The 13,747-nt window shown below is 68.6% G+C and carries 14 protein-coding genes, 1 tRNA gene and 1 other RNA gene; 6 read left to right on the forward strand and 10 right to left on the reverse strand.

What is annotated here, in order from left to right; translation table 11 throughout:
- Positions 1–15: 15 nt before the first annotated feature.
- From AB0J62_RS39810 to AB0J62_RS39835, 6 genes are all read right to left on the reverse strand, one after another.
- On the reverse strand, positions 16–666 hold the full coding sequence (locus AB0J62_RS39810) for a hypothetical protein (protein ID WP_363882842.1): 651 nt from the start codon (positions 664–666) through the stop codon (positions 16–18).
- Positions 667–672: 6 nt separating this feature from the next.
- Complete coding sequence (locus AB0J62_RS39815) at positions 673–1,317, reverse strand: DUF5063 domain-containing protein (protein ID WP_134106048.1); 645 nt, start codon at positions 1,315–1,317, stop codon at positions 673–675.
- A complete protein-coding gene (gene recR / locus AB0J62_RS39820) occupies positions 1,310–1,909 on the reverse strand; it encodes a recombination mediator RecR (protein ID WP_350853180.1) in 600 nt (199 codons plus the stop codon). The genes AB0J62_RS39815 and recR overlap by 8 nt, the downstream gene beginning before the upstream one ends.
- 1 nt (position 1,910) lies before the next feature.
- The gene (locus tag AB0J62_RS39825) at positions 1,911–2,525 is read right to left on the reverse strand and encodes a YbaB/EbfC family nucleoid-associated protein (protein WP_363882847.1); all 615 of its coding nucleotides are present in this window, start codon (positions 2,523–2,525) and stop codon (positions 1,911–1,913) included.
- 198 nt (positions 2,526–2,723) lie between these two features.
- Entirely contained in the window at positions 2,724–6,044 is a 3,321-nt protein-coding gene (locus AB0J62_RS39830; protein ID WP_363882850.1) for a DNA polymerase III subunit gamma and tau, read from the reverse strand.
- Positions 6,025–6,690 (reverse strand): uridine kinase, encoded by a 666-nt coding sequence (locus AB0J62_RS39835; protein ID WP_363882853.1) that lies wholly within the window; start codon positions 6,688–6,690, stop codon positions 6,025–6,027. Before AB0J62_RS39835 ends, AB0J62_RS39830 begins: the two co-directional genes overlap by 20 nt.
- Positions 6,691–6,747: 57 nt before the next feature.
- Between AB0J62_RS39835 and AB0J62_RS39840 the strand changes: the two genes are divergently transcribed.
- Complete coding sequence (locus AB0J62_RS39840; RefSeq protein WP_363882856.1) at positions 6,748–7,563, forward strand: nucleotidyltransferase domain-containing protein; 816 nt, start codon at positions 6,748–6,750, stop codon at positions 7,561–7,563.
- 76 nt (positions 7,564–7,639) lie between these two features.
- On the opposite strand, the gene AB0J62_RS39845 is transcribed toward AB0J62_RS39840, so the two are convergent.
- Complete coding sequence (locus tag AB0J62_RS39845) at positions 7,640–9,265, reverse strand: long-chain fatty acid--CoA ligase (protein WP_363882859.1); 1,626 nt, start codon at positions 9,263–9,265, stop codon at positions 7,640–7,642.
- A 164-nt stretch (positions 9,266–9,429) separates the two neighbouring features.
- Here AB0J62_RS39845 and AB0J62_RS39850 point away from each other — a divergent pair, with 164 nt between their 5' ends.
- Genes AB0J62_RS39850 through AB0J62_RS39860 form a run of 3 tightly spaced genes read left to right on the forward strand, consistent with a single transcriptional unit; the run spans position 9,430 to position 10,985 of the window.
- A complete protein-coding gene (locus tag AB0J62_RS39850) occupies positions 9,430–9,906 on the forward strand; it encodes a MarR family transcriptional regulator (protein WP_363882862.1) in 477 nt (158 codons plus the stop codon).
- Between the two features lie 2 nt (positions 9,907–9,908).
- Positions 9,909–10,307: an SRPBCC family protein gene (locus AB0J62_RS39855; RefSeq protein ID WP_363882865.1), complete on the forward strand. Its 399-nt coding sequence runs from the start codon at positions 9,909–9,911 to the stop codon at positions 10,305–10,307.
- A 33-nt stretch (positions 10,308–10,340) separates the two neighbouring features.
- Complete coding sequence (locus tag AB0J62_RS39860; protein ID WP_363882868.1) at positions 10,341–10,985, forward strand: alpha/beta fold hydrolase; 645 nt, start codon at positions 10,341–10,343, stop codon at positions 10,983–10,985.
- Between the two features lie 203 nt (positions 10,986–11,188).
- Here the strand turns inward: AB0J62_RS39860 and nadE are convergent, their stop codons facing one another.
- A complete protein-coding gene (gene nadE, locus AB0J62_RS39865; protein ID WP_363882871.1) occupies positions 11,189–12,007 on the reverse strand; it encodes an ammonia-dependent NAD(+) synthetase in 819 nt (272 codons plus the stop codon).
- A 28-nt stretch (positions 12,008–12,035) separates the two neighbouring features.
- Positions 12,036–12,132, reverse strand: an RNA gene (gene ffs, locus AB0J62_RS39870) — signal recognition particle sRNA small type.
- Between the two features lie 106 nt (positions 12,133–12,238).
- Between ffs and AB0J62_RS39875 the strand changes: the two genes are divergently transcribed.
- A complete protein-coding gene (locus AB0J62_RS39875; RefSeq protein WP_363882874.1) occupies positions 12,239–13,054 on the forward strand; it encodes a TIGR03620 family F420-dependent LLM class oxidoreductase in 816 nt (271 codons plus the stop codon).
- On the opposite strand, the gene AB0J62_RS39880 is transcribed toward AB0J62_RS39875, so the two are convergent.
- On the reverse strand, positions 13,031–13,555 hold the full coding sequence (locus AB0J62_RS39880) for a GNAT family N-acetyltransferase (protein ID WP_363882877.1): 525 nt from the start codon (positions 13,553–13,555) through the stop codon (positions 13,031–13,033). The two genes, AB0J62_RS39875 and AB0J62_RS39880, sit on opposite strands and share 24 nt — an antisense overlap.
- Positions 13,556–13,621: 66 nt before the next feature.
- Here AB0J62_RS39880 and AB0J62_RS39885 point away from each other — a divergent pair.
- Positions 13,622–13,709 (forward strand) — tRNA-Ser (locus AB0J62_RS39885).
- Positions 13,710–13,747 lie beyond the last annotated feature (38 nt).

Raw genomic sequence — 13,747 nt, forward strand, 5'->3', positions numbered from 1 at the left:
ACACGCTAACGCGCTTCAGGACCGCGGGTAACCGATCTCGGCGATCCCTTCGGAGAGATCGCTCAATCGTCGCTGCCTGTTCAGCGACGTGACGACGTACTCGGTCAACGGCATCAGCGCGTACACGTGCCGGATCGCGTCGAGGTCGAGCGCGACTTCGTAGTACTCCTCGGCGAATGTCAGATACGCCTCGGGCCGGCCGTCCGCGACCAGCTCGAACAGCCAGTCGGCGCCGTCGCGGTCGGCGCTCTCCACCGGGCCGGAGCTCCAGACCGCGGCATCCGTCGTACGCCAGAAACACACGGTCGCGCGCGGCACGCCGTCGTCACTGAACGCCTTCTCGTCCCGCGCGGCGTGGAACACCTCAGGCACGCCATCGAGCAGGCCCGGCCAGGGCTTGTGCCCGTTCGCGTACGGCGACATCGGCGACTCGTGGTCGAACCCGTACGCGAACGCGCCGTCCGGCGAGAACACGATCGAGTACTCGCCACCCGACCCGTCCCGCATCAGCGCGGCCTCTTCGGTCTCGGACCAGCGCGCGTCGAACTCGTAGTACCTGGTGCTCTCGTCCTCGTTGAGCACCAGGTCAAGCACCGCCAACGCCCGACTGACCCGCCGCACTGTGGCGACGTCCGGCAACCGGCGGATCACCTCATGAACAGACACCTGTGTTCAGCGGCGCTGGACGGCCTCTTCGGCGACCTCGACGAGTTCGCGGTCGGTCGCCTCGGTCTCCGCGTCGTGCGCGGGCTCGAGCCGGTCGTGCGCGATCAGCGACTGGATGGCCCGCAGTACGGCGCTCGCAGCAGCACCCCAGGTGGAGACGTACGAGAACTGCCACCACCACAGCGCCTCGACGACCCGGCCGTCCTCGTAGTGCGCGAGGCCGTGCACAAGGTCGTTCGCGATCGCGGTGAGGTCGTCGGAGAGCCGGTTGACGGTGATCTCCGGCGGTGCGGCGTACGGGTCGAAGACCTCGGCGTACTCGTCCAGGCCCTCGAACAGCGCCGCCAGACGGTCGCGCATCGCGTCGAGGTCCGGGTCCGGACCGGCGTCGCTCTCGAACCGCTCCTCCGGGACGAAGTCCTCGAACGCGCCGAGCCGGCCGCCGGCGAGCAGCAGCTGGCTCACCTCGAGCAGCAGGTACGGCAGCGAGGCGAGGCCCTCGTCGACGCCGTCCTCGTCCGGCTGCGCGGCGATGTCGCGCACCGAGATCAGGAAGCTCCGGACCTGGTCGGCGATCTGTTCGGCGAACTCGGTCAGGTCCTCGGAGTCCGTGGCCAATGCGCGCTCTGCAATATCGGTTGGTTCAGTCATCGATTGATCGTCGCCCTTCAAACGCCCGTCCGAGTGTGACCTCGTCGGCATACTCGAGGTCACCGCCTACAGGAAGTCCACTAGCCAAACGGGTGACGCGCAACCCCATGGGCCGCAGCAGGCGGCTCAGGTAGGTGGCCGTCGCCTCACCCTCCAGGTTCGGATCGGTGGCCAGGATGATCTCGGTCACCTCACCGCTGGCCAGCCGTTGCATCAGTTCCTTGATCCGCAGCTCGTCCGGCCCGATCCCCTCGATCGGCGAGATCGCCCCGCCGAGCACGTGGTACCGGCCGCGGAACTCGCGGGTGCGCTCGATCGCGACCACGTCCTTGGCCTCTTCGACCACACAGATCAGACTCAGGTCCCGGCGCGGGTCACGGCAGATCCGGCACTGCGCTTCCTCCGCGACATTGCCGCAGATCTCGCAGAACTTGACCTTCTCCTTGACCTGCACGAGCACATGCGCCAGCCGCCGTACGTCGGTCTCGTCGGCCGCGAGCAGGTGGAACGCGATCCGCTGCGCGGACTTCGGACCCACTCCGGGCAACCGCCCCAGCTCGTCGATCAGATCCTGAACGGCTCCCTCGTACACTTCAGCCCGGGTTCTGACCGGGCGCGCCGGTCCCGCTGCCCGGGTTCACGAACCCGACGCCGCCACGAGTCTCGTCCTGCGCCTGGCCGCGGCTTTCGCCCGGGCCACTCTCAGGGTCATCGTCTGACCCTGACTCGACCGCCGGGGTCGCGCTGGGCAGGCCGAAACCTGCCGGCGCCGACTGCCCGGCCGGAGCGCCGCCGAAGCCTGGGATCCCGCCCTCGCCGAATGCGCCACCCAGCCCACCCGCCAGCGGACCCATCGCGGCAGCAGCGGCCTGCTTCGCGTTCTCGGACGCGTCGCGCACCGCGGCGACGACGAGGTCGGCCAGCGTCTCGGTGTCGTCCGGGTCGACGGCTTCCTTCTTGATGTTCAGGCTGAGCAGCTCGCCCGTGCCCGACACCAGGGCAGTCACCAGACCGCCACCGGCCGACCCCTCGATCTCCTGACCTTCGAGGTCTGCCTGAGCTTCCATCAGCTGGTTCTGCATTGCCTGCGCCTGCGCGAGCAGGTTGGACATGTCGAAGCCCCCAGCACCGCCACCGTCGAACACTGCGATCTCCTCGTCCGAACCGCTCTCCCGAGCCCCGAGCTTGCCTGACCCGGCCCCCGACACGCGTCCGACGACCGGAGACTCAACACTAGCCGGTCGGTCGGACAACCCCACGAACACCCAGAAACCGACCAGTCTCCCCAAAGTTATCCACAGCCTTGTGGACATCTTTTCCCACAGGGTTGTGGATCATGTGGACACCCACCGCGCCGCTCTGGTGAGAGCTGTGGACGGGCCTGTGCGAGTGACTTTCAGCTGAACTCAGTTGGCTTCTTCGGTGATCATCTGGGCGCCGAGGGTCTCCCTCAGCAGCTCGGTATGCGTCCGCGGATCGTCATCGAGCACCATGTCGTCCTCACCGATCGAGGCCGCCTCTTCCTCCGGCGTCAACGGCACCTCAGGCACAACCGGCGCCCGCGCCGCAGCCCGAGCCTGCTCAGCCGCCACCGCAGCCTCCGCCGCCCGCCGCTTACTAGCCGCCTGCTCCCGCCGATCCACCGGAGCCGGCTGCACACCACCAGACGCTTCCCACGGATCCGCCCCCGCAGGCACGTCATACTCCGATTCCGGCGGCTCCCGCAACGCAACACTTCCCGCCGCATCCCCCCAGCCTCCACTCCGCCCACCGGCTCCAGCCCCACCGGCCGACGCCCCAGCCCCACCCGCTCCAGGCCCTCCGGCACCAGGCTGACCGGACCCACCGGTTCCCGGGCGTCCTGCACCACCGGCGCCAGGCTGACCAGCCGTGCTGGCTGGCCCTCCGGCCCCGCCGGAGCCAAACTCAGCTCCACCCAAGCCGGCACCACGCTCGGCACCCCCGGCACCACGCGGCGCCGCCGTTCCTACTCCACCTGCAGAAGCATCAGCACCGCTTCCAGCGCCTGGACCGCCGAACCCGCCGGCGCCATCCACCGCACCGGTCCCCGGCTGCCCGTGCCTATCGGCTCCGAACCCGCCAGCGACCCCTGCCCTCTCAGCGCCGCCAGCCATCCCGGCGGCATCAGCGCCACCTCCAGCAGCGCCCACCCCGTGACCGCCAACGCCGCCGCCAGCAGCATCCCCACCCGCGTCACGCGCGCCGCCCGCACTCGCCCCATCCAGGCCCGCCACGCCCGGCCCACCAGTGCCCGAGCCAGCCATGCCCGAGCCAGCCATGCCCGAGCCACCTTCAGCCGGACCGGCCGCATCCACACCTCCGCCGAGAGCCGCGCCCGAGCCACCCGGCCCGAAGGCACCTGTCGCCGGACCCCCAGCACCACCGTCACCCGGCGCGCCGCCCCCACCAACCGGTGCACCACCAGTCGAGCCCTGGCCAACTCCACCCGGTCCGCCCTGGGCACCACCGCCAACTCCACCTGGCCCACCACCTGGCGCGCCACCGCCGTGACCGCCGCCCGGTCGGCCACCGGGACCACCGGAACCACCAGGGCCACCGGCGCCCGGGTCGCTGGACGGGTCGACGACGGCTTCCACGCGGCGGTCGATGCCGATGGTGTCGTTCATCGCCTGCCGAAGAATCTCGTCACTGCCGGACCGCGCAAAACTCTCCCGAGCCCCCGCGTTCACCAGCCCGAGCGTCAGCGTCTGATCGTCGATCGCGATCACCTGCGCGTTCTGGCTCAGCATGATCCAAGCAAACCGCCGCTTGGTCTTCACAGCCTCCAAAACCTCAGGCCACAACCGCCGAATATCCGCCAGCCCAACAGCCCCACCGGACGCGCCACCACCCGCAGCACCGCCTCCCGCGGAACCTGCACCACCAGCAGCTACATCACTCGGAGCAGCACCGCCAGGCGCAACATCAGCCCCATCACCCCAAGCCCCTGTACGCCCACCGCCACCAGCCGAACCCACACCAGCAGACGGGCCGTTGGGAGCTGCATTCGCCGCGCCAGCCTGCCGCGCGCCCGCCGGCGCAGACCCAGCACCTGCGCCACCTGCACCGAGCCCACCACCTGCAGCGACAGCTCCACCAGCATCACCGGCTCCGTCACCCGCGCCAGCTACGCCTGTGCCACCACCCGCGCCAGCTACTCCTGCTCCACCATCCGCGCTAACACCACCAGCGCCACCAACTGCTCCACCGGCTCCACCAGCAGCGCCACCCGCGCCAGCAGCTGCTCCACCGGCAGAACCAGAACCAGCAGGACCAGCAGCCGCGGGGCCAGTGGCGGTGGCTGCTCCGGCTCCGCCTGCGGTTGCGGCTGCTCGGGCGGCTGCCCGGCTGCTTGCCGCGTCGGCTCCGGGTGCGCCGGCCGACGTGTAGTCCGCAGCACCCCCCGGGGCGCCGGCGCCCGGAGTACCTCCGCCGGTTGCGAGCGGTTGGCCTGCACGCGAAGTACTTGTCGCCGGGTGCGCCGCGTCCGGCGTACCGGCAGGGGCGCCAATGGCCAGGCGGCGTTCCATGCGGTCGAGACGCGCCTGGATGCCGTTGGTGGAGTCGTCGGCGCCGGGGAGGAGGACCTTGGCGCAGATGAGTTCGAGTTGGAGGCGGGGGGCGGTTGCGCCGCGCATCTCGAGCAGGCCGGCGGCGACGATGTCTGCCGCACGCGTCAGCTCGGCCGGACCGATCCCGGCGGCCTGCGTCTGCAGACGCTCGCCCTGGTCCTCGGCTGCCTCGATCAGACCGGACACAACCGCGTTCGGTACGGCGGACAGCACGACCAGATCGCGCAGTCGCCGCAGCAGGTCCTCGGCGAATCGCTTGGGGTCCTGACCGGTCTCGATGACCTTCTCGATCGTCTCGAACACCGCCGCGCTGTCATGCGCCGCGAACCCGTCCACGCACGCATCAAGCAGCGAATCGGGAGTGAACCCGAGCAGCGCGACCGCCAGCTCGTACGTCACCCCTTCCGGGCCAGCTCCACCGATCAACTGGTCCAGCACGCTCAGCGAGTCACGCACCGAACCCGCACCGGCGCGCACCACCAGAGGCAGCGCGGCCGACTCGATCGCCACGCCCTCGGACTCGCACAGCTTGGCCATATAGTCCGCCAGCACCTTCGGCGGCACCAGGCGGAACGGGTAGTGGTGCGTACGCGACCGGATCGTCCCGATGACCTTGTCGGGCTCAGTGGTGGCGAAGATGAACTTGAGGTGCGGCGGCGGCTCCTCGACCAGCTTCAGCAGGGCGTTGAAGCCCTGCGTGGTCACCATGTGCGCCTCGTCGATGATGTAAATCTTGTAGCGGCTCTCGACCGGCGCGAAGAACGCACGCTCGCGGAGATCACGCGCATCGTCCACGCCACCGTGCGACGCCGCGTCGATCTCGATCACGTCGATGCTGCCGGGACCGCCGCGCGCCAGGTCGGTGCACGACTTGCACACCCCGCACGGCTCGGCGATCGGGCCCTTCTCGCAGTTGATCGCGCGGGCGAGGATCCGCGCACTGGTGGTCTTTCCACACCCGCGCGGTCCGGAGAACAGGTAGGCGTGATTGACCCGGTTGTTGCTCAACGCGTTACGCAAGGGCGCCGTGACATGATCCTGCCCGATCACCTCCGCGAACGTCTCCGGGCGGTACCGGCGATACAGCGCAAGGGGTGCTTCCACGCCCGCAACCCTAGCGCTGCCGCCCGACATTTCCTTCGCCCGCGCTGCCCGGCCGGATCACCGGGTGGGACGGCTGTTTGTGGTCGATGACGATGGTGGCGGCTGCGGCCGGATCATGCCGAGCCTGGTAGGCCCGCCAGCCTGGCACGAACTGCGTCTCGAACAGCCTCCGCGCGGCGTCCTCCCCGCCATATTGCTCGCGGTCGCGGAGCACCCCTCGCCGCAGCATCTCGTCAGGGCCGATGTGCAGATAGATACCGACATCCCAGTACGGGCGGAGTCGTGCCTGCAAGAGAAACACTCCATCGACCAGCAGCACCGCGTCGCTCGGCGCACCTCCCGTCGTGCCGTCCGGGGTCCGATAGCTGCGATCGCCGCCCGGCCCCAGCGGAATCAGGTATCCGGCGATCAGTGCAGCCAGGTCGAAATTGTCGTCGAAGTAACCCGCTGCCGGGACGCCCGGCGACTCGGGTCGCTGTTCAGCGGGGCGGATGTAGTCGTCGACGCTGACTCTGATCGCAGGACGGATGCCGGACAGCGCATCTGCCAGCTCGTCCGCCAGCGTCGTCTTGCCGGCCGCGTCCGGCCCGTCCACCGCAACCCGCACCGGCCTATCCCGGGAAATGTCGACGATCGCCCCGACCAACCGCGTCAGCAGCGCCTGTCGAGTCGTCACCTCGCGACCGTAGGCCCCGGATCCGGGGAAACGCCAGGCACGACCTAGCGTGGAGCGATGTTGACTGGGGACGAGAGGCAGCAGGCTGTCATTGCACGAGCAGCGGAGGTCCTGCCCCGGGACGAGCGCGTGCTCGGGGTGTACCTGATCGGGAGCTATGCGACAGGCGCGGCCGACCGGTTCAGCGATGTCGACCTGCATCTCGTGGTCACGGACGACAGCCTGGAGTGGTTCGGAGAGCACTGGGACGACGTACTGCGGGAGCTGACCGGGCCGACCGTGTTGACGGATGGGGTCCCCGGCTTGATCGGCGGACTCGGGATCACACCGGACTGGCTGCACGTCGATCTGTTCGTGCACCCGTTGGCGTCGTTCGAACGGGACCAGTACGACGGGGTGCGGGTCCTGTTCGACCGCGACGGGACACTGTTTCCGGAGGGCGATATCCCTGCGAAGGGCGGTCAACCCGGCGAACCGTACTGGCCGACGCCGAACGTCAACCTCTTCTTCTACTTCCTCGGGAACCTGGTCACGGTCCTCGGCCGCGACGAGCGGATCGTCGGCAACCAGGGCGTCGGCGCCATCCGCGACCAACTCGTCGCGCTCATGCTGGCCGAACGCGGCGTACGCCGAACCACCGGAGCCAAGCGTCTCAACGCCCTACTCTCCGACGAGCAACGCGCCGCCCTGGAAGCCATCCCCGCCGCCGGCACCGATCCCGCCGACATCATCGCCGCGAATCAGTACATCTGCCGCCAGTTCATCACCCGGGGCACCGCCCTGGCCAAGCTGACCAACAACCCCTGGCCGGCCGAGTTCGTGAACGCAACCCTCGCCCACCTCCGCAATCACTTCGAGGTGGACTTCGCCTGAGGCAGGCAACTCCTGGTGGTTGCCGGGGGCATGCACCTCGCATGCCCACGGCAACCAACCTGGGTCCGGCACGGACTCACTGCAAGTGATAGTTGGCGAACCGGGTGCGGAGGTCCTTCTTGGAGAACTTGCCGACCGAGGTCTTCGGGACCTCGTCGATGAACTCGACCGCGTCGGGCAACCACCACTTCGCGACAAGCGGCCGCAGGTATTCGAGGATCTCCTCGCCGGTCACGGTCGCGCCCTCCTGGACGACGATGCACGCAAGCGGCCGCTCGACCCACGTGGGATGTGGCACTCCGATGACTGCGGCTTCTCGCACCGCAGGATGGGCCATCAGCAGGTTCTCCAGCTCGACCGAGCTGATCCACTCACCACCGGACTTCACCAGGTCCTTCGTCCGGTCGACGATCCGGACCGAACCGTACTGGTCGATCGCGGCGACGTCGCCCGTCTTCATCCAGCCGTCTTCGGTGTTCAGCTGAGCGCCGTCGTCGGGCCGGTAGTACTCGGCGGCGATCCACGGACCACGGACCTGCAGCTCGCCGGTGGCCTCGTCGTCCCAGGGCAGCGCCTCGATCGAACCGGGCTCGACGATGCGCACCTCGACACCGGGCAGCGGCAGACCGGCCCGGGCACGCAGGTGAGCCTGCTCCTCCTCGGGAAGATCCGCGCTTCTCGAGGGAACGTGGGATGCGGTCGCGACCGGACTGGTCTCCGTCATCCCCCATGCCTGCAGGATCGGCCGGCCTAGCTTCTCCCGGAACGCCTCCGACAGCGCTAGGGGTACGGCGGAACCGCCGCACGGGATGCGCCGCAGCTTCGGCAACTCGACGCCGTCGAGCAACGGCAAGAGCCCCTGCCAGATCGTCGGCACCCCCGCCGAAAGCGTGACTTCCTGCTCCTGGAGCAGCTTGAGGATCCCCGCCGGGGTCATGTCCGGCCCTGGGAACACCAGCGACGCGCCGGCCATCGGCGCGGCGTGCGCCAGACCCCACGCGTTCGCGTGGAACATCGGCACGACCGGCATCACCGTGTCCGTCTCGGCCAGCCCGATCCCGGCGTTCGTCAGTACGCCGATCGAGTGCAGCCAGGTGGACCGATGCGAATAGACGACGCCCTTCGGATGCCCCGTCGTACCGCTCGTGTAGCACATCGCGGCGGCCTGGTTCTCGTCCTCGACGTGGAACTCGACCGGCTCCGCCGCGGCCAGCAGCTCCTCGTAGTCGTGGAACCGCGGGTCGTCCGGGACCTCCGCACCCGGCGCCCCAGGCGGCAGGTCGTCCATCACGACCACGTGCCGGACCTCCGGGAGCCGCTCGAGCAGCGGCAGGAACACCCCGAGCAGCGAGCGGTCGACGAACACGACCTCGTCCTCGGCGTGATTCGCGATGTAGACGACCTGGTCCGGGAAGAGCCTGATGTTGAGCGTGTGCAGCACCCGCCCGGTGCAGGGCGCGGCGAAGTACAGCTCGAGGTGGCGCCCTGAGTTCCACGCGAACGTCCCGACGCGACCGTCCGCAGTGATCCCGAGCGTGTCCAGGACGCCGCCCAAGCGTCTGGACCGCTCCGCCCACTCGGCGTACGTCATCTTGGTCGGCGCCGGACCGCCGGTATAGACGGTCTTGTCCGGGTAGAACTGCTCGGCCCGGCGGAAGATCGTGTCCAGGGACAGTTGGTAATTCTGCATCAGACCCTTCATGCAGACACTGTGCCAGCCAGCACGTCGCCTTGGCCATGACCCCAACCGGACTTTCTCCGGCACTCTTCCGGAACCCGTCGCCTCAGGCAACAGTTACCGACCGATTCCGGAAGACTCGCGGACCTATAGATGACATGACATACGTGTCGTGTAACATATTGGTCATGAAGGTTGTCGAGGAGCTTCGCTATCTCGTGCTGGCGATCCAGCGCGAAGGCAATCGGCTGCTCGCTGCCGAGCTGCGCCCGCTGGGCATAACGCCTTCCCAGGCAGAGGTTCTGCGCGTCCTCCGGGACCACGGGCCGCTCACACTGAACGCTCTCGGCGGGCTGCTCGTCTGCGAGACCGGCAACAGCCCGAGCCGCCTCGTCGATCGCCTCGTCGCCCAAGGACTGGTGAAACGCGGCACCGACAAGGTCGACCGGCGTTACCTCACGCTCAGCCTCACCGCGCAGGGCCGGGCCCTGCACCGCCGCATCGTCACCGCGGAAAACCGGCTGCACCGCACCATGAACGACCTCGTCGCGGGACAGGCCCTCGACGAGACCATCAGCACCCTCCGCACGCTCGCCGACGCCTTCCCGGCCGGCGCGGCCCTGGCCCGTCGCCGGGATCCCGAACTCGCCACTCAGGAGAACTAGTCATGGAACAGGCCACCGAAATCATCCACGCCGGTCCCGCGGCGATCCGGCACGTCCTGCTCGACGCGCTCGCGCTCCCGGAGTGGAACGAGGCGTTCCTGGCGATCGACGGACCTGCCGAGGCGGAGCTCGGCAGCACCTATGCACTGCGGGTCCGGCCGGGATTCGCCGGCGAGTTGCAGTACACAGTGGTCGAGCCGGACCGGATAGAGATCAGCTGGCAGGTGCCCGGGTTTCACGAGGTCGGGACGTGGACGATCGGACCGGACAGCCGCGTCACCCACACGTTCGAGCAGTCCGGTCCGCTGGCGACGGTTCTGCGTCCGGCGTACCGGAACATCGCCACGATCCGGCTGGCCCGGCTCGCCAACCGCGTCCGTCAGTTCAGCCACGCCGCCTGACGGGCGACCCGCGGCCGCCGTACGCTCCCTGCCATGCTCATGGAGATCCGTGGCACCAGGCTGTACGTCGCCCAGCGCGGAGCTGAGGACGCGCCGCCGCTGCTGTTCATTCACGGAGGTCCCGGCGCAGGCTCGTACGACTTTCTGGCCTTCCAGGGCGATCGGCTCGGCCAGAGTTTCCGGCTGATCGCGGTCGACCAGCGCGGCGTACAGCAGTCCGACCCGTTGACCGGACCGGTGAGCGAGCAGGACCTGATCGCCGACTTCGAGGCACTCCGCGAGAAGCTCGGGGTGGAGCAGTGGTCGATCCTCGGCCACTCGTACGGAGGTCGCCTGGCGCTGCGGTACGCCGTCGCTCACCCGGACAGCGTGACCAAGGTCGTCTTCGAGAACCCGGGCTGGGACATGGTCCTCGCGAGCGACACTCTCCTCCGCGCAGCGCTCCCGCTGCTCCCTGGCGTGTCGGCCCCGCCGCCCCACACCGGTCCGGCAACGAAGGCCATGTGGGACGAGCGGATCGCGGTGCTCGCTCAGCTCGGCGATCGCAGGATGGAGATCTACACCGGTCCGGACTCCCGGGACCTCCAACTGCCGGCGGACACCGAGATCTCCGGCGAGTACCACTCGCGCTCCGGCCACTTCCACGACCAGATCACCAGATCGGCCAGCTTTCGGTGAACCAGTCCTGCAGTACTTCGCTCAGCTCACCCAGCCGGCTCTACTGATCAAGGGCGGGTACGACCCGGCCACCAGCGAGCAGGAGATCGAGCTGTTCCGCTCCGACGTACCGAACGGCACCTATTACTACGCGGCCGGCGTCGGCCACTTCGCGCACGCCGAGCAGCCCGACCTCTACGCCGAGCTGGTGACGGAGTTCCTGCTCAGCTGAACGCGAGCGGCACTGCGCGCTTGTGAGCGGTACGGCGGTGCGTCGCGATGATCGTGCGTGCCACCTGCTCGTCGACGTCGAGTCCCTCGAGGAAGTCGTCGATCTCGTCGTAGGTGACGCCCAGGACGGCCTCATCGGGTACGCCGGGGTTGTTCGTCTCCAGGTCGGCCGTCGGCACCTTGCCGGTGGTCTCCGGGTCCGCACCGAGCCGCTCGCCGACCGCGCGGACGCGGCGCTTGTTCAGACCGGACAGCGGCGTCAGATCGCAGGCGCCATCGCCGTACTTGGTGAAGAAGCCCATCACCGCCTCCGCTGCGTGGTCCGTCCCGATGACCAGTGCTCCGCGGGCACCGGCCACGACGTACTGCGCGACCATGCGCTGGCGTGCCTTGATGTTGCCGACGTGGAAGTCCTCACGGTCGCCGAGCCCGGCGTGCCGGACCGACTCGACCATGGCGTCCGTGGCCGGCTTGATGTTCACGTCCAGCGTCTCGTCGGGCTTGATGAACTGCAGTGCGCGCTGCGCGTCCGCCTCATCGGCCTGCACGCCGTACGGCAGCCGCATCGCGATGAACGTCGCCTGACCGCCCTCGGACCTGATCCGCTCGACCGCGAGCTGCCCGAGGCGCCCTCCGACCGCGGAGTCGACGCCACCGCTGATGGCGAGCACGTAGCCCGTTGCGCCGGTCGTCCGGAGCCGGTCGGCCAGGAACTCCACCCGCTGCTCGATCTCGGTGTCCACGTCGAACTTCGCGGGCACGCCGAGCTCGGCGATGATCAGTTCCTGCAGGTAACGGCTCTCGGGATTCATCGGACTCCTCACGACGCCAGGCCCCGGACATAAGGATTCCCCGCGCACCCGGAAGAGCTCACTTACCCTTGCTGCCTTCCGGCCCTGGGGGGTTTGGGCGAGATACCGCCACGCGGGGAACCAGCCATGAGTGTACGGGATCCCTCCCGCCAACCGGGAATCGGACTCCACCGCACACGCTCTGAGCGAACAGCCTGGCCGTCTGACCCGGTCCGGGCTCACCCTGGATGAGTGACGGATCATCAATTCGGCCCGTTCGGGATCACGACCGGGCTTGACAGCAGTGCTGAGTCGATTGCCGCGGCACAGGCGGCGGAGCAGCTCGGGTATCCGGCGATCTGGCTGTCCGGCGGTCCGCTGCCCGGGCTGCAGACGATCACCGATCTGGTCGGAGCGACGACGGCGATCAAGTTCGTCAGTGGGATCTTGGCTGTGTCGAAGTACAGCGCGGCCGACGTGAGTACGACGTACGCCGCGCTGGAAGCGAGCGCGCCGGGACGGTTCACCGCTGGTCTTGGTGGAGCGCACGGACCCAAGCCGATCGCCACGCTCAACTCGTATCTGGACGAGCTGGACGTACCTGTGGAGCGTCGGGTGCTCGCTGCGCTCGGTCCGAGAATGCTGGCGTTGGCCGGCGAGCGGACTGCCGGCGCGTACCCGTTCCTGATCGGTGCGGCGTACTCGGCTGAGGCGCGGAAGGTTCTGGGCCCGGATAAGCTCCTGACCGTCAGCCACCTCGTCGTACTCGAAACAGACGCGGATCGGGCGCGGGCGATCGCTCGGGACACGATCAGCTTCTTCACGCGCATCCCCGGGTACATCGCGTCGTTCAAGCGGCAGGGGTTCGACGAGGCCGATCAGGCTGAGCTGCCCGACCACATGGTCGACGTGCTGGCCGCGTGGGGCAGTCCGGCCGACATCAAGGCCAAGCTGACCGAGCACCTGGACGCCGGTGCCGACCACGTCGCAGTCAACGTCATCACTGGGGAGACCGGTCCGCAACCGATCGAGCAGTGGCGGACGCTAGCTCCCACCCTGCTCGGGTAGCGACTTCTCGTACAGGCGGGCGATCGACTCGAGCTTGTCGTACCCGTACGGGCGCTCCTCACCGGTCGGCTCGAACCCTTGCCGCCGCCAGAACCCAGCGGCGACCTGAGCGTTGGTGTCGACGACGGCAAGACGCAGCGTGCGGATCTCGGGCCACGTGGTCGCGACGTACCGCTCAACGAGCTCGTACGTCGTTCTGCCGTAGCCGAGCCCCTGGTGCTTGGCGTGGACCTCGAGCAGCCCGATGAAGGCGGTGCGCTCGTTCGGGAAGCCTCTGAGCAGGTCGACCACAGCAACCAGTTGGTCCGCTTCGAAGGCGCCCAGTACGACCTTTGACTCTTCCGGAAGGTCCTCCGGCCGCATCAGCAACAGGCTCTGCGCATCAGCCGGTCCAGGCGGGTAGCCGGTCACGCGCTCCGTGTAACCCGGATCGGACTCGATCAACTCCTGCAGCGCGTCCACGTCTCCCGACCCGATAGGCCGCAGTACCAACTCGTCCACACACCCGACCCTAGATGAGCAGCCCGATTTCGGATTCCCCCGCTCCCTTCGGTATCCTCTCCGCTTGGAGGATTCGCCTAGAGGCCTAGGGCGCACGCTTGGAAAGCGTGTTGGGGGCAACCCCTCACGAGTTCGAATCTCGTATCCTCCGCCAGTCTCCCGGAGTGAGAAACCGCAGGTCAGAGCGCGGTC

The organism is Kribbella sp. NPDC049584 (assembly GCF_040675555.1).
GTDB lineage: Bacteria > Actinomycetota > Actinomycetes > Propionibacteriales > Kribbellaceae > Kribbella.